This is a genomic window from Arthrobacter sp. NPDC058097, assembly GCF_042884885.1.
Classification (GTDB): domain Bacteria; phylum Actinomycetota; class Actinomycetes; order Actinomycetales; family Micrococcaceae; genus Arthrobacter.
Map to the genome: position 1 here is coordinate 80,776 of NZ_JBHVSZ010000017.1, position 13,710 is coordinate 94,485.

Below are 13,710 nucleotides of genomic sequence, written 5' to 3' on the forward strand. Positions count from 1 at the left end.
CGTCCCTTCATGTGCGCCCTCATCGGCGGCCGGCGTCGGAGCGAGCGGGCCGGCCCTGCAGTCAACGCGGACTGCTGACAGCCCGGCGCCAATTAGTTACGCTTGTCACACAGGTCTCCTTGTTGTTCGCGGGGTTTGACGCCCTGCGTACTCCGTAGTGCGGACAGGGTATGGCAGGAGCGCCAGGTGAATAGGACCAGAGGCCAGATCAGGGCGGGTGTTCTAGCGGCGGTCTCCTTGGCGGCGGCCTTCCTGGTGTCCTGCACGCCCGGCAATGGCCAGCCACCCGCGCCCACACAGGACATCGACCACCACAACATCACCGTCTGGACCACCGAGACGCTCCCGGACCGGATGGCCAAGCTTCGCCTCGTCATTGAGGATTTCACCGCTGCCACCGGAGTGAAGGCCGACCTCGTGGGCGTTCCTCCGCACCGCTTCAACCAGGTCATGACGTCGTCGGCTGCCTCCGGAGATCTTCCCGATGTGATGGCTTCCTTGTCGCTCGGGCAGGTCCGCACCATGGCGACCTCCGGCCACATCGACTACAAGACAAACGCGGCCATAGTGCAAAGCCTGGGGGAGCAAACGTGGGCCGCCCGGGCACTCGAACTGACGCGTGACAACGGCCAGCAGCTGGCCGTGCCGGGTTCCGCGTGGCACCAGCTGATCTACTACCGCAAGGACCTCTTCGCCCAAGCCGGGTTGACGGCGCCCCGGACGTACGCGGACATCGTTGCCGCGGCCAGGAAGCTGCGTTCCCCGGAGCTGGCAGGAATTGTCGCGGCCAACAGAGCCGGCCAGGCTTTCACGCAGCAGTCCTTTGAGCACATTGCGCTGGGAAACGGCTGCGAGATGGTGGATGCCAAGGGCGCCGTCATGTTCGACAGTCCCCAGTGCGTTGCCGCGCTCGGCTTCTACCGCGACCTGCTTAGGAACTTTTCCGTGCCGGGCATACAGGACATCGATACTGTGCGGTCGGCGTACTTCGCAGGGAAGGCCGCCATGGCCATCTGGCCGACGAACATGCTGGATGAGCTGGCCGGCACCCGGGCCGATGCCCGGCCCAGCTGCCCCGAATGCGCCAAGGACCCGCTGTTCCTGGCGCGGAACACCGCAGTGGTGGCCGGGCTCCAGGGGCCGGACGGGCAGCGGCCGGCGCACTTCGGCGAAATCATCTCGTGGACGGTGACGGCTGATTCCGACGCCGAACCTGCCCGCCGCTTCGTGGAGTACTTCCTGACCGACGGCTATGCCGACTGGCTCGCGATTGCACCGGAGGAGCGCGTGCCGGTGCGCTCGGGCAGTACCGCGAAGCCGGCCGAATATGCGGATGCCTGGATGTCCACCCCCGTGGCGGCCGGCAGGACAGAGCAGTTCGGCAGTGTCTATCCCAAGGACGTTCTCTCCACCCTGCTGCAGGCCTCCCACGACCTGAATCACTGGGGGATTGTCCAGGGCCGCGGCGACCTTGCCGGCGCTGCGCTGGCTGAACTGCCCATCGCCAGAGCCGTCAGCGACGTCGCGGCGGGCCGCGCCCAGCCGGAGGCCGCGGCCACGAAGGCCGCCGCGTCGCTGCGTTCGATCCTGAAATCGCTGAAGTGAGACCCGGGATCGGCAGCTACGTGGCCAGTTCCATCATGAGCGGCGGCAGTTCGTCGGCCAGTTCCCGCGCCAGGTAGCCGAGGCTGCCCACCCGGCTTGCGAGCCTGTCGCCGGCCGCGGCGTGAAGGTGTGTGCCCCAGCAGGCGGCCTGGGCGTCACTGGTTCCCCGCGCCCGGAGCCCGGCGATGGCACCGGCCAGAATGTCGCCGCTGCCGGAAGTTCCCAGCCCGCCGTAACCGGTGGTGATTTCCCAATGGTCTCCAGAGTCCGGGAAATCAGCGTCGGGAGAACCGCCGTCGGGGTTGCCGGCGGCCGGTCCCACACGGGGTGGCCCGGCAATCACGCCCTGGCAGCTCACCACCGCACGGTACTTTCCGGCGAGTTCGACGACGTCGGACGCCAGGTCCCCGGTATCCCGGCCCAGCAGGATCGCGGCCTCGGTGGGGTTCGGGGTGAGGATCAGCCGGCCCGCCCATGGATCCAGTTCATCAACCAGCCGGGGGAGGGCGCCCAGAGCGTAGGCATCAAGCACCACGGTCGGCCCGGCGCCCCGTTCCGGATCGCGCGAGGACTGATGCTGCAGCAATCCACGGAGCAGCGCCTCGGTCTGCCCGATGTCATCCAGGCCGGGGCCGATCAGCACGGTGTCCGCAGCATCGAGGTCCGGCAGCAGGTTCTCGAGCCCGGAGTCACCCACGGAGCCGCCCGCGGACTGCGGCAGCCCGATCACCCCCGCCTCCGGCAACGTCACGGCCAGCTGAACCGCCACCGGCTCCGCCACGGCCAGGGTCACCCGGCCCGCTCCGACGCGAAGTGCGGCCGTACCGGCGAGCAACGCGGCACCCGGGGTGCGCCGGCCTCCGCCGATGACCAGCACGGCGCCGCGGGAGTATTTGTCGGACCCCGCGGAGGGCAGCGGCCAGCTGCGCAGGAGCGTCGGCGTGATCAGGGTTGCCGCGGGGCTGGCGGAACCTTTGGCGGCTGTCTCACTGGGCTCAGCGCGGGTGGACATTGGCGTCCCCGGCATGTTCGGTCACTTCGACGCCCTGCTCCATGAGGTGCTCGGCCACGTTGAAGCTCTCCAGCGTCCACGGGCCCACACCCTCCGGCCGCACATAGCGGGTCAGCGAGGCATTCAGTACGGGGGTGCTGGCCGCCACGTCGAGGAGCTCCCGTTCCGACATGCCTTCCAGGATGTAGCGGAACAGCATGACGACGGCGTCGTGGCACACCAGCATCACGCGGTGGCCGCTGCCCAGCGCGTTCAGTTCGCCGATGACGGAACGGAGCCGCAGAGCCACATCCGCCCACGATTCCCCGCCCGGCGGACGGTAATAGAACTTGCCCAGCCACCGCCGTCGTTCTGCCTCCTGGGGAAGCCGGGTTTCCACGCCAAAGGCAGTGAGCATGTCCAGGATGCCCAGCTCGCGGTCGCGGAGGCGCTCGTCCGAACGGACCGGGACCGGCCAGCCTGCCGTTTCCACGGCGATCTCCGCCGTCTGGTAGGCGCGCATGTACGGGGAGGAAATGACGACGTCGGGCCGCCGGTCCTCCGGTACCGCCGCCAGTGCGCGGCCCAGGGCCGTCACCTGCTCCCGGCCCGTGGAGGAAAGCTCGACGTCGGCATCACGGGCCGGGACAGCGATCACCTCAGCGCCGGAAACCGTGGCGTCTGTGGCGGCCACATTGCCCTGGCTCTCGCCGTGCCGGACGAGGATGAGCTCGACGGCGCCGGCGGTCCAGGCAGCGGGCACCGGGGCGTCCTTGTGCGTTCCGTCAGCGGAGGTTCCGTTCTGTCCCACGATTGCACTCCCGTTCAGCCTAGGCCTGCGAATTTTCCACGTTACTAGTGCCGTACCCGGAATGGCAGCAGAGTAATCACCCGCCGTTGACCTCCTGACGCCTCCTCAGATTCCGTCGCCTCTCTTGGGACCCTTCCTCAGGGGATGCGTTTGCCGCCCGAGCGGTTGAGGACGAACACCAGCGCGGCAGCCAGCAGAAGGAAGGGCGCCACCCACAGCAGGAACGCTACCGCCTTGATGACGGCGCCCAAGAGGAAAAACACCACCGCGACCGCAAGGATGACCCATAAAAGCTTCTTCATCAACGTCTCCTCAATTTGCGAACATCACTTCCCCAGCGTCGCGGCGTACTGCCCCATCCGGTCCTTCCCCAGGGCAGCGCCCACAGCGGCAGCGGCGCCGTAATCCGGCACAATGATCGACTGCCCATCGGTGCTGGTCCCGAATCCCGCCGTCGGAAGTGTCAAGAACACCGCGTCCTGCATCCGGACATTCCGCAGGCTGTAGACGAGGCTCGCCAGGGCGGTGGCGTTCAGCCCCTTGTCCACGGTGATGTACTTCGACGCCGTGTTGACCAGCTTGTACAGCGTCACCGGGTTGGTCAGCGTACGGGCGGAGAGCAGCTTGGCCAGCGTGGAGCGCAGGAACAGTTGCTGGTTCGCGACCCGCTGGAAGTCGCCGTCGGCAAACGCGTAGCGCTCGCGGACGAACTCGAGGGCGCGCTGGCCCTGCAGCTTGTTAACGCCGGCGGGGAAATGCTGGTGCGTGTCGAAGGAGGCCGTGAACTCCACCGGATTGTTGACGTCCACGCCGCCGAGCGCCTCGGTGATGCCCCGGAAGCCTTCGAAGTCGATCATTACAGCGTGCTGGATCCTCTGCCCGAACAGGGACTCAACGGTCCTCACGGCAAGGGGCATGCCGCCCTGCTCGAGCGATGAGTTGATCTTCGCTTCGCCGTACCCGGGGATGGAAACCCAAAGGTCGCGCATGAGCGAGATGCCGTAGGCGTGCTTCCCGTCGGCCGCCAGATGCACCAGCATGAGGACATCCGCGCGCTGGTTCGGCAGGCCGTTCGGCGACGGCGGGTCACCTTTGCGGTGGTCGCTGCCAATCAGGAGGATGTTCATGGGCAGCGTTGGCGGCGGTGGCGGTTTCACCGGTTTGGGCGCAGGCTTCTTGGTGGGCGAGGGCTTGGCAGTTGCCGTCTGGCTCGGGGTTTCGGGGGCGGCGCTGATCTCCGTCTTGGCGGTCTGGGTATTCCAGATCTGGGCCAGGCTGAACAGGAAGCCGCCGGCCGCCAGGGCAATCCCGAGCAGCGCGGCCAAAACGATGTTGCGTGCGGTCCACTTGCGTTTGGCGCCGCCGTTGGCGCCTGGAGCGGGGTCGCCGTTGCCCCCGGCTCCCGGACTGTTCCGGGATTTCATGATCGGACGGTACCACCAAAAGTCGCCGGAGAGAACGACGGCGGCCAGCCGGTCTAGGCGGGTGCGTTCAGCCGGGCGAAACGCAGGATGGAGATGATTGCGGGGGCCAGCTCGTCCTCCATTTGCCGGTAGTAATCGGCGCTGCGGCGATAGGGGTCGACGACGTCGTTGTCCGCTGCATCGGGGGCCAGCGCGAGGTGCCGGACAGAGGCTGCCCGGGCGGGAAGCTTGCGCCAGAGCTTGGTATTGGCCGCGAGCCGTTCGCCGTTGAGGCCGCCGCTCTGGGGTGCCTGTCCTTCACGCTCCTCCAGCACGTCGAGCATCCGGGCAAACTCACGGATGGTGAAGGTGCGCTTTAGCAGCGAGGCATCCAACTGCAGCACCTCGCCCCGGTGGCCGGAGGTCATGGTGAGGACCAGGTCCACGTCCCGGAGGATCTTGCCCGACAGCTGCCGTGCCGCGAAGCCGTCGGCCGTGCCGCCGAAGGTGTGGATGATGTCCGCGGAGAGCGGCTGGACGGGGTCGCCCACCAGGGCCCGGGTTCCGGCGCTGCGCACCTCGAAGCCGCCGGGAAGCACCTGGTCCAGGCCGGCCTGGAGCAGGCGCTCCGCGACGGGGGAACGGCAGATGTTACCCGTGCAGACGGTCAGGATTCGGACTGGCGAAGGCGATTCCACGTATTGGCTCTCTCAGGCTGGCGCGCAGGACAGGTCTGTCCCACCGATTCAACTTAACATGTGAGCCGCCCGGCGTTCCGTCAGGACCATGGTGCGCCCTCCCAAACAACTCCCAGCTTTTCTTCATGCTGCTGCCGGGCTGGCGGTGCCAGCATGGAGCCTGAAACCCCCGGAGCTTGAACCCGTCGGAGCCCGGACCCTTGAGCGGGTACCGCGAAACGACGTTGCTGCAGAAGGCAGGACCCAATGAGAGCTGCTCGGCACCTATCCCATCAGCGCAGACCGGCTGGCCGGACGCTCCTCCGGGCAACGCTCCCGGCCGCCGTGCTGGCGGTGGCCCTCACGGGGCTTGCTGCCTGCGGAACTGGCGCGCCGCCGTCGCCCTCGCCCTCACCGGCCGGAACAAAGCCCGGGCACGTGTTCGTGATCAACCTGGAGAACAAGTCCTTCCGCAGCGTCTGGAACGACCAGTCGGACGCAGAGTACCTGTCCCAGACCCTGCGTCCGCAGGGCGTGCTGCTCAGCCGCTATTACGCAATCGGACACGCCTCCCTGCCCAACTACATCGCCCAGATATCGGGCCAGGGACCGAACTCCGCCACCAAAGGCGACTGCCCCGTCTATGAGACGTTTGATTCAAGCGGGACGGCGCCGCTGGGCCAGGAGCAGGGCAGCGGCTGCGTGTATCCGGCGTCGGTGCAGACGGTCGCCGGCCAGCTGAGCGCGGCCGGAAAGACCTGGAAGGCGTACATGGAGGACATGGACACCCCGTGCCTGCATCCGGATCCGGGCGCCCGGGATTCGAACCACGCTGCCCAGGAGGGCGACCAGTACGCCACCCGGCACAACCCGTTCGTGTACTTCGCCGCGATAACATCGTCGCCGGAATGCGAGCGCAACGACGTCGGCATCTCCAGCCTCGCCGGCGACCTCAAGTCCGTGGCCACCACACCGAACCTGTCCTATATCAGCCCCAATCTGTGCAACGACGGGCACGACAGCCCGTGCGTAGACGGCCGGGAGGGCGGCCTCGTCTCCGCCGACGTATGGCTCCGCAAGCATGTTCCGGAGATCATGGCCTCCCCGGCCTACAAACAGGACGGGATGCTGGTCATCACCTTTGACGAGGCGGAGGGGAAGGAAAGCGCGGATGCGGCGCTGCCCGGGGGAGCGGCGGGCGGACTGATCGGGACCCTGGTGCTGTCACCGCTGGCCAGGGCAGGCGCCACCTCGGACCGGCTGTACAACCACTACAGCCTGCTCGCCAGCATCGAGGATGCCTTCGGGCTGCCCTACCTCGGGTACGCCGCCGCGCCCGGGCTGAACCGCTTCGGCTCAGATGTCTTCAGGCGCTGAATTAGCAGAAATACCAGCAGCGCCGCCGCAACGTGCGCGTACAGCAATACGTGCAGCGGCTGGGTTGGCACGCCTGCCAGCAGCAGACCGGGGCCGGTGAACTGGACGGGGTCCGCGTGTCCGTGGCTGCCCGCGGCCAGCGTGGTGGCCACCGGATCGGAGAAGAAGGCGAACGCCCAGTGAATGGCCTGCTGTCCCGCGCCGGCCAGCACCAGCAGCGCCCAGTTCGGCGCGCCGATACGGGTGACCACCGTGCCGGCCAGGCTCAGCAGCGCGGCTGTGGCGACGACGATCGGCGCCGCAGGCACGGGATGACCGGATACGGCGTGGATCAGCAGGCCCAGGACAACACCGGCGGACCCGAAGAGCCAGCCGGCCACGGCAAACTGCGTGCGACCTCCACGTTCCGCCATGCGCCCATCCTGCACCAGGTTGCCCGCCGGTGCCAGAGGGGCCTAGTAGGCTGGCAATGAGAGTTCCCCCGATCTGCCGTAAGGACAGCGTGGAATGGCAGCACTCATGAACGAACCAGCGAAGAAAGCCGGGCTCCCGGGCCGGGAGGACGAGTTCGTCCCCCAGCGGATTGCCGGCCCGGTGGTGGCCGGCGTCGTGCCCGGCCAGCCGCCCGCCGTCGTGCAAAGTGCCGCCCGGCTGGCCTACTCCCTGAACGTCAAGCTCATCTGTGCCTACGTGGACATCACCTCATACCTCAGCAACGAGCGCGACGACCAGGACCTGCTGCAAACTGCGGGGCAGGAGGAAGCCGTTGACGACGCCGAGCAGACCAGCGCCCGCCTCCGGGAGCACCTGCAGGCTGTCCTCGGCAAGGCCGGGATCCGCTGGTCGCTTCTGACCCTTGTCGGTGAACCCGCGCGGGCGCTGGCCCGGCTGGCCGACTCGGCGGACGCCTCGGTCATCGTGGTGGGCACGCGCGAAGGCAGGGTGGGGGCCCGGCTGGAACAGCTGCTGCTCGGCTCGGTGGCCGTCCACCTCACCCACCGGCAGACCCGGCCGGTGGTTGTTGTTCCGCTCGCCCCGCAGCGGCGGCACCGCCCGAAGGAGGACGCCTGACGCCATTCCGACGCCCCTGAGCCGTCCGCCGCGATTGGCCATCCAGACCACCGACATCATCCACCCACCAAAGACGAATGCGAGGGACTTCACATGGCCGACCTGATCGATTTTCTGGAAGCGCGGATCGCCGAGGACGAGGCGGATGCCCGCCGGGGACTGGAGACGGAGGGATCGGCCGGGCCCGTCGTCGGCTGGTTCAACCCCGGGCGCGTGCTGTCAGAATGTGCGGCCAAACGGACGATTCTGGGCAACGTCCCGCTCGTCACCGATGTTCCCACCGCCATCGGCGCCACAAGCGAGTACGTCCTGATGTCCCTTGCCGCCGTTTACAAGGACCATCCGGATTACCAGGAGGGCTGGGCAGTCGACGGGCTGTAGGTTGGCGGTCGACGGCGGGAGGCGGGGCCGGCGGCGCCGGGCACCCGGCGGCGACCGCTAGCCGGCACCCGGGCTGTAGCCGCTAGCCGGCACCCGGGCTGTAGCCGCTAGCCGGTGGTGCCCGTGTCGTCGTGCGCGCAACCCACAGGTTTGGACTCGGGTGAGCCGCGCTGGCGCAGGTAGATCGACAGGACCACCATGGAACCGACGGCGAGGAACTCGGACTGCCAGTTCTGCAGGGTGCGGTTCCAGAACTCCGGCGAGACGATGTATTCCGCCCAGCTGACGGGCTGCTGGAAGTTCCTGATCTGCTCCTGGTTGTAGTTGCTGTTGCCCGCAATGGACTGGACCAGCCAGGACAGCAGGAAGATCAGGCCCATCGTTGCCCCCAGCGAGTTGGAGTACAGGGTCCGCCGCCAGTCGGACACTCGGGCCCACTTCGGCGACTTCGCGTTGCTGAACTCGCCCACGAGCTGTTCCTTGTCCGACTCCGGGCCGGGCTGGTTCAGTTCCTTTGACTCGGGCGACCCCTTCTGGACCAGCCAGATGGTGGCGAAGATGTACAGCAGGAACTGCAGGTACTCTGACTGCCAGTTTTCGGAGACGTCCACGGCGAAATTCGACGACGTCAGGTACTGCGCGAAGCTGATTTGCTCCAGCCCGGAGGCTACCTGCTCCTCGTTGAAGAGCGCATGGCCGGTGAGCGCCTGGCCCACCAGGGCCAGGAGGAAGATGATGCCGAAGAAGAGGCTGAGACCGTTGTTTCTCAATGCTGTTTTCACTGTCCGCCTATCCGTGCATCAGGCCGATGGCGGCCATGTAGCCCAGGCCGCCGAGGATCAGGACCAGGTACAGGGTGAAGCTCCAGCGCATGTCAGTTGCCTCCCACTTCGCAGGTGTAGGGCGCGTCCTCCCCGTTGGGCTTGCAGCCCGCGGCCGTGACCTTCCAGCCCCCTTCGGAGACGGCCAGGAAGACGGCGTCGTTCTCGAATTGAACAAAGGCGTTCTGGCCGTACTGCTCGGTGCGCAGCACGTTCCCGGGGTCCGGCATCTTGGCCTTCTGCAGCTGGCTCTCGCAGCTGCCGTTGTCGCTGGAGCGGGCCGCCTCCTCCCGTGTGTGGGGCTGCAGCAACGCGCAGGCTGCGGTCATGTCCGAACCCGCCACGGCGCGCTGGAATGCCTCGGCCGCGCCGGTGGAGGCCGTTCCTTCGGGAGCGCAGCCGGAGAGCACCACCATGGCAATGAGCCCTGGCAGTAGGCCCCAGGTGCCTCTACGCGTCTTCACGTTCCGGGTTTTCCAGACGGAAGAAGTTGGACTGCGATCCGTCGGTGCGCTGCTCCTGGTAGATGAAGTTCAGGCGGCGGCCGTCAAACGTCTTAAACCATTCCTCCCAGCTGACGCGGCGCAGATTGCTGTCGTCGCCACCGAAATCAATCCGGAGCACGCCCAGATGGTCGCCGTGTTCCGTACCTTCAACAGTGGCCGGCGAACCGCCGCGTTCCTCGGCCCACTGCCTGATGACCTCGTGGTGGGTGGTGGCCAGGCTGCGGCCTTCGCGTTCCGGTTCGTCCTCGGTGGAGGTGACTTCCTGCGAGTACTTCAGCGAGCTGGAGGAGGCGTCTCCGTGCCTGATCCTGCCGCCTTCCGGTCCGGCGCCCAGATCGTCGGCGTCAGTACCGCCGTCGCCATTGCCCCCGCCTTCGGAACGGGCCTTGGCAACCTCCTGCACCAGTTCCTCCTTGCGCATGCCGGAAGTTCCACTGATGTTCTCGTCCTTCGCTTCCTGCCGGAGTTCATCCACCTTCATTTCCCGCAGTTCCGTCTCGCTGACATTGGGAGTGTCCGGCGTCTGGTTACCTGGTTTTTCACTCATGGCAGTTCCTCCTCAAGCTGGACATAAATAATTACTAAGGTTACTTATTGTTTAGTCCGTAGCGGGAGCGGCGTCAAGGTGGCGCGTTGAGTCGTGAATAACCTCCGCGAAGGGGATACGTTGCCTCAATATTAATCCTCCGGCTGGGTCGGCGGTTGCCTGGGTGGGCGGATACCGGTTACGCCGGGTGGATGGGATTGACGATGGCTGAGCGCAAGGCCGTGACGAAGCAGTGGCGAGGTCCTACCGGGCCGGGGACAGGGTCCGATAGGTGCCAGGGATGCCTGGCCTGTTCATTGAACGGTTCAATGCTGTTCCTCGGGGAACGGCCCTCGAGCCGGTGACACGTGAATCGGATGCCGGTGGAACAAACAACCCTCCTGCACGAGCCACAATCACCGGCCCGCTGGAAAAATCAGCCTGCAGATGCCTTCAGATTACCTGTGGGGCCAGGACACCGATAGGGCGCGGCCAGCGCCTTATGCTGGCGCCCGATCACTGCTATTTTGGCAAGACTGACCATTGCCTGCCGTCCCAGTTGGCAGCGCAAGCTCTTGTTTTAGGAGGTTGCTTCAATGAACGATATCCCTGGACACGATGAACTGCCCCTGGCCGACTACGACCACATTCCCAGCGGAACCTTGCCATCTCGAATTTCCGGCCTGGATCAGGGCGGCGTGGGTCAGTTGCTGGAGTACGAGCGCGCACACGGCAACAGGCTTCCGGTCGTTCAGATCCTGGAACACCGGTTGGAGACCCTCAAGGGAGGCGCCCAGCCCAGCGGTACCTCCGCTCCGGACACCCCGGAGGTGAGCCGGACCCAGACCGGATCCAAAGCCTCACCGGAAACGGCGGGTCCGCCGGTTAATCCGCCGCCCCACGGTGTGCCCACCAATCCCTCACAGCAGCCCCGCTGACTTTGCTTTCGCTGCCGCCCGACGGCGGTGTACGCCACCGGGAGTGATCATCGACGGCGGGGCTCACCTTAGCCCCGCTTCAGTCCCCGAATGAATTGCCCAGCTCGTAAATGGCGTGGTCCAGCAGGTCCCGCTGGATGGGGCGCAGCATGTAGGAGCCGTGCAGGTAGGCCTCGATCTCCATGGCTCCGGCGTCACCGCCGATGCTGAAGTAGTGCATCCAGAGCTTGTCCATGTCGAGCTGGGCCTGCCGGAAGGCCCGGGCGGTCCGGTTTCGTTGCGCCTCTCCGTCCTGGTCAGCGCTCATGATGGTCCGGCGTCGGATTCCGCGGTGGGATCGAGTATCCGCTGCGCCACCGCGCTCAGGAGGATCTCATCTGTCCGGGCGCGGCTGATCATGGCCTGCAGCGCCTCCCGCTCACCCACCTGCAGCCGCTCCATGAGCACGCCCTTGGCCATGTCGATCAGGCTCCTGCTGTGCAGGGAGTCCTTGAGGACGTCGCTGAGGCGGGCCGCACGTTCGCGCGCCTGCAGGTTGGAGAGGATGAGCGCGGCGGGACCGGCAAGGAGGGCCAGTACCTGCTCGCTGTGCTCGTCGAAGGCCCCGGGCCGGTCTGCATAGACCTTGAGGGCCCCGATGGCCTCGGGCCTGTCGTGCCTGCGCAGGTCCGGCACGAGGAGGGGGACGCTGATGCAGGACAGCATGCCCACGCCGGCGCTTGCCTTGCTCCAGGCCGGCCAGCGATGGTCGCCCCGGACGTCGTCTACAAGTACGGGCCGCGCGCTGGCCCAGGCCGTGAGGCATGGCCCTTCGCCGAGGTCGTACTGCAGCTTGTCGGCTTCCTGGACGAGGCTGTTCGTGGAAGCCGTGCTGGTGGGCCGGCCCTGGCCGTCGATAAGCGTGCCGCCGGCGCCGACGCTTCCCGACAGGCTTTCATGCGCGGCCCGGGCGAGGCTGGCCACCGCCCGGTCAACCACCGGCTCCGTGAGGAGCAGTCCCGAAACCCAGGCGAAGATCTCAGGCAGTTCCGCTGCCATTGGGTGCTTCCGCGTCACGGGGTGGCCTCACATCTCATCGGGGTCGGGAACATCCCTCTGAACATCCCTTGGGGCGGTACGTCCGGCAGGTGCTTTCCATCATAGTCACGGGATTCCAGGCCGCTGGCCCGCTCACTCCGGCGTCGTTCCGTCACGGTATGCCTGCTTGGGAAGCTCTGCACCGTTGAGGATGTCCGTTGCTATCTGCTTCAGCTGTTGTTTGTTGGATTGCGCCATTCTGTGGAGAACCGCGGCCGCCTCCTCGCGGCTGCCGCGGGTCTGGGCCATGACCAGGCTGAGGGCAGCGTCGATGACTGCCCTGGATTTCAGGGCCTCGTGAAGGCCTTCGGGGAGGACCGCCAGGCGGTGGACGCGCAGCGCGAGGCGCAGGACCCGGGACAGCGACGAAGCGTAGGTTTCGGCCGCGGTGATGGTGCCCGCGTCAAAGGCGCCGATGCTCCGGGCATAGCAGTTGAGTGCAGCGGCCGCGTCCGGCCCGGCCTCGATGGGGACGGCAAGGATCGAGGCCACGACGTCGTCCGTGACCGCCTCCGAGTAGCGGCGCCACCGTTCGGATGTCCGGAGGTCCTCCACCAGCACCGTGCGGCCCTCACGCAGCGCAGTCAGGCATGGCCCGTCGTCGAACCCGTACTGCTTTTCGTCCATCCGCCTGGCACTTTCGCTGCTGCTGGCCACGGTGATGGTCCGCCCGTCCCGTTCGACGGAGATCGCGCACATCATCGGTTCCGGCGCGGCGAACTGGGAGGCAGAGAAGACTGCAAGCTCGAGGAGGAAATCATCAAACCCCGGGCTTTCCAACAACAGGTCCTGCAATTGTTCCAGCGTCGGCGGGGGTGTGGACCCCGGCGCCGGCTGCTGGCCAGACTCATCGACGGCGGCCATCACGTGCCTCGGTCTACGGGGAGCCGGGTCCTCCGATCCACTGTATGCAACCGGACTCCACGTCCGGGAATGACCGCGGACTCGCGTCCGCGGCCTCGTTGTGCTCGCAAGGTCGACAGCGTCCCGGGACCGTCGGCCCGCCGCCAGGGCATGGCCCGCAGGAACCCGTCTGTTTGATGGGCGTTTCGCCTTCATGTCGAGCCTACTCCCTCTGGGTCACGCGAGATACAGCGTCGCGTCACGCGAGATACAGCGCCGCCGAAGCGGGCCCAGGCCGGGGTCCGCCGGCCGGGCCCGGACGTACTGGAACGCTGCATCCGGAGATCGGCGGATGCAGCGTTCCAGGCCTCAAGGCCAGGACCTACGTGTTTTGGACGTGGTCTTTGGCGTCGGTGGCGGTTGCTTTGACGTCCTGGGCGGCGGTTTGGCCTTCGTCCTTGACGTGTTGGGCGGCGTCGGTGGCGGTGGCCTTGACGTTTTCCATGGCTTCCTGGGCGGGTTCCTTCCAGCCCTGGGCCATGTCCTTGGCGGTTTCGGTGAGCTGGGTGGTGACCGGTTCTGCCGCGTTCTTGAGGGCGTCGGCGGCTTCGCGTTCCTTTTCGCTCGGGGGGATGAGGGAGGAGACGAGGAGCCCGGCGCCGAAGGCGATCAGTCCGGCGGCG

The 13,710-nt window shown here is 66.8% G+C and carries 17 protein-coding genes and 1 pseudogene; 5 read left to right on the forward strand and 13 right to left on the reverse strand.

The window, feature by feature from the left end:
* Positions 1 to 186: 186 nt before the first annotated feature.
* Positions 187 to 1,605, forward strand: a complete 1,419-nt coding sequence (locus tag ACFVTE_RS22425; protein WP_387104490.1) for an ABC transporter substrate-binding protein — start codon at positions 187 to 189, stop codon at positions 1,603 to 1,605.
* A gap of 16 nt (positions 1,606 to 1,621) precedes the next feature.
* On the opposite strand, the gene ACFVTE_RS22430 is transcribed toward ACFVTE_RS22425, so the two are convergent.
* From ACFVTE_RS22430 to ACFVTE_RS22450, 5 genes are all read right to left on the reverse strand, one after another.
* Positions 1,622 to 2,617 (reverse strand): NAD(P)H-hydrate dehydratase, encoded by a 996-nt coding sequence (locus ACFVTE_RS22430; RefSeq protein WP_387104492.1) that lies wholly within the window; start codon positions 2,615 to 2,617, stop codon positions 1,622 to 1,624.
* Entirely contained in the window at positions 2,601 to 3,359 is a 759-nt protein-coding gene (locus ACFVTE_RS22435; RefSeq protein WP_387104527.1) for a histidine phosphatase family protein, read from the reverse strand. Before ACFVTE_RS22435 ends, ACFVTE_RS22430 begins: the two co-directional genes overlap by 17 nt.
* Positions 3,360 to 3,544: 185 nt before the next feature.
* Positions 3,545 to 3,709, reverse strand: a complete 165-nt coding sequence (locus tag ACFVTE_RS22440; RefSeq protein WP_387104494.1) for a hypothetical protein — start codon at positions 3,707 to 3,709, stop codon at positions 3,545 to 3,547.
* A gap of 24 nt (positions 3,710 to 3,733) precedes the next feature.
* Positions 3,734 to 4,831, reverse strand: coding sequence for an LCP family protein (locus tag ACFVTE_RS22445; RefSeq protein WP_387104495.1), 1,098 nt, complete (start codon positions 4,829 to 4,831; stop codon positions 3,734 to 3,736).
* A 53-nt stretch (positions 4,832 to 4,884) separates the two neighbouring features.
* Positions 4,885 to 5,508 (reverse strand): low molecular weight phosphatase family protein, encoded by a 624-nt coding sequence (locus ACFVTE_RS22450; protein WP_387104497.1) that lies wholly within the window; start codon positions 5,506 to 5,508, stop codon positions 4,885 to 4,887.
* A gap of 246 nt (positions 5,509 to 5,754) precedes the next feature.
* Here ACFVTE_RS22450 and ACFVTE_RS22455 point away from each other — a divergent pair, with 246 nt between their 5' ends.
* Entirely contained in the window at positions 5,755 to 6,864 is a 1,110-nt protein-coding gene (locus ACFVTE_RS22455; RefSeq protein WP_387104499.1) for an alkaline phosphatase family protein, read from the forward strand.
* Here ACFVTE_RS22455 and ACFVTE_RS22460 read toward each other — a convergent pair.
* Entirely contained in the window at positions 6,801 to 7,277 is a 477-nt protein-coding gene (locus tag ACFVTE_RS22460) for a hypothetical protein (RefSeq protein ID WP_387104502.1), read from the reverse strand. The genes ACFVTE_RS22455 and ACFVTE_RS22460 overlap by 64 nt on opposite strands.
* Before the next feature lie 94 nt (positions 7,278 to 7,371).
* Between ACFVTE_RS22460 and ACFVTE_RS22465 the strand changes: the two genes are divergently transcribed.
* Positions 7,372 to 7,935, forward strand: coding sequence for a universal stress protein (locus ACFVTE_RS22465; protein ID WP_387104505.1), 564 nt, complete (start codon positions 7,372 to 7,374; stop codon positions 7,933 to 7,935).
* Between the two features lie 93 nt (positions 7,936 to 8,028).
* A complete protein-coding gene (locus ACFVTE_RS22470; RefSeq protein ID WP_387104508.1) occupies positions 8,029 to 8,316 on the forward strand; it encodes a DUF6221 family protein in 288 nt (95 codons plus the stop codon).
* Positions 8,317 to 8,423: 107 nt separating this feature from the next.
* Here the strand turns inward: ACFVTE_RS22470 and ACFVTE_RS22475 are convergent, their stop codons facing one another.
* From ACFVTE_RS22475 to ACFVTE_RS22485, 3 genes are all read right to left on the reverse strand, one after another.
* A complete protein-coding gene (locus tag ACFVTE_RS22475; RefSeq protein WP_387104510.1) occupies positions 8,424 to 9,098 on the reverse strand; it encodes a DUF6766 family protein in 675 nt (224 codons plus the stop codon).
* 92 nt (positions 9,099 to 9,190) lie between these two features.
* Positions 9,191 to 9,601: a hypothetical protein gene (locus ACFVTE_RS22480; protein WP_387104513.1), complete on the reverse strand. Its 411-nt coding sequence runs from the start codon at positions 9,599 to 9,601 to the stop codon at positions 9,191 to 9,193.
* Entirely contained in the window at positions 9,588 to 10,190 is a 603-nt protein-coding gene (locus tag ACFVTE_RS22485; RefSeq protein ID WP_387104514.1) for a Rho termination factor N-terminal domain-containing protein, read from the reverse strand. Before ACFVTE_RS22485 ends, ACFVTE_RS22480 begins: the two co-directional genes overlap by 14 nt.
* Positions 10,191 to 10,765: 575 nt before the next feature.
* Between ACFVTE_RS22485 and ACFVTE_RS22490 the strand changes: the two genes are divergently transcribed.
* Positions 10,766 to 11,107, forward strand: coding sequence for a hypothetical protein (locus tag ACFVTE_RS22490; RefSeq protein WP_387104516.1), 342 nt, complete (start codon positions 10,766 to 10,768; stop codon positions 11,105 to 11,107).
* 79 nt (positions 11,108 to 11,186) lie between these two features.
* Here the strand turns inward: ACFVTE_RS22490 and ACFVTE_RS22495 are convergent, their stop codons facing one another.
* The 4 genes and pseudogenes from ACFVTE_RS22495 to ACFVTE_RS22510 all read right to left on the reverse strand — a co-directional run.
* Positions 11,187 to 11,414: a hypothetical protein gene (locus ACFVTE_RS22495; protein ID WP_387104517.1), complete on the reverse strand. Its 228-nt coding sequence runs from the start codon at positions 11,412 to 11,414 to the stop codon at positions 11,187 to 11,189.
* Positions 11,411 to 12,145, reverse strand: a complete 735-nt coding sequence (locus ACFVTE_RS22500; RefSeq protein WP_387104519.1) for a GAF domain-containing protein — start codon at positions 12,143 to 12,145, stop codon at positions 11,411 to 11,413. Before ACFVTE_RS22500 ends, ACFVTE_RS22495 begins: the two co-directional genes overlap by 4 nt.
* Positions 12,146 to 12,277: 132 nt before the next feature.
* A complete protein-coding gene (locus ACFVTE_RS22505; protein ID WP_387104530.1) occupies positions 12,278 to 13,048 on the reverse strand; it encodes a GAF and ANTAR domain-containing protein in 771 nt (256 codons plus the stop codon).
* Positions 13,049 to 13,409: 361 nt separating this feature from the next.
* Positions 13,410 to 13,710: pseudogene (locus tag ACFVTE_RS22510) on the reverse strand (hypothetical protein); the annotation flags it as partial.

Excerpts from the sequence above, each read along its gene's own strand:
- ACFVTE_RS22430 (WP_387104492.1), bottom strand. The coding sequence starts at position 2,617 with ATGTCCACCCGCGCTGAGCCCAGTGAGACAGCCGCCAAAGGTTCCGCC.
- ACFVTE_RS22440 (WP_387104494.1), bottom strand. The coding sequence starts at position 3,709 with ATGAAGAAGCTTTTATGGGTCATCCTTGCGGTCGCGGTGGTGTTTTTC.
- ACFVTE_RS22445 (WP_387104495.1), bottom strand. The coding sequence starts at position 4,831 with ATGAAATCCCGGAACAGTCCGGGAGCCGGGGGCAACGGCGACCCCGCT.
- ACFVTE_RS22455 (WP_387104499.1), top strand. The coding sequence starts at position 5,755 with ATGAGAGCTGCTCGGCACCTATCCCATCAGCGCAGACCGGCTGGCCGG.
- ACFVTE_RS22460 (WP_387104502.1), bottom strand. The coding sequence starts at position 7,277 with ATGGCGGAACGTGGAGGTCGCACGCAGTTTGCCGTGGCCGGCTGGCTC.
- ACFVTE_RS22465 (WP_387104505.1), top strand. The coding sequence starts at position 7,372 with ATGGCAGCACTCATGAACGAACCAGCGAAGAAAGCCGGGCTCCCGGGC.
- ACFVTE_RS22470 (WP_387104508.1), top strand. The coding sequence starts at position 8,029 with ATGGCCGACCTGATCGATTTTCTGGAAGCGCGGATCGCCGAGGACGAG.
- ACFVTE_RS22485 (WP_387104514.1), bottom strand. The coding sequence starts at position 10,190 with ATGAGTGAAAAACCAGGTAACCAGACGCCGGACACTCCCAATGTCAGC.
- ACFVTE_RS22490 (WP_387104516.1), top strand. The coding sequence starts at position 10,766 with ATGAACGATATCCCTGGACACGATGAACTGCCCCTGGCCGACTACGAC.
- ACFVTE_RS22495 (WP_387104517.1), bottom strand. The coding sequence starts at position 11,414 with ATGAGCGCTGACCAGGACGGAGAGGCGCAACGAAACCGGACCGCCCGG.
- ACFVTE_RS22500 (WP_387104519.1), bottom strand. The coding sequence starts at position 12,145 with ATGGCAGCGGAACTGCCTGAGATCTTCGCCTGGGTTTCGGGACTGCTC.
- ACFVTE_RS22505 (WP_387104530.1), bottom strand. The coding sequence starts at position 13,048 with ATGGCCGCCGTCGATGAGTCTGGCCAGCAGCCGGCGCCGGGGTCCACA.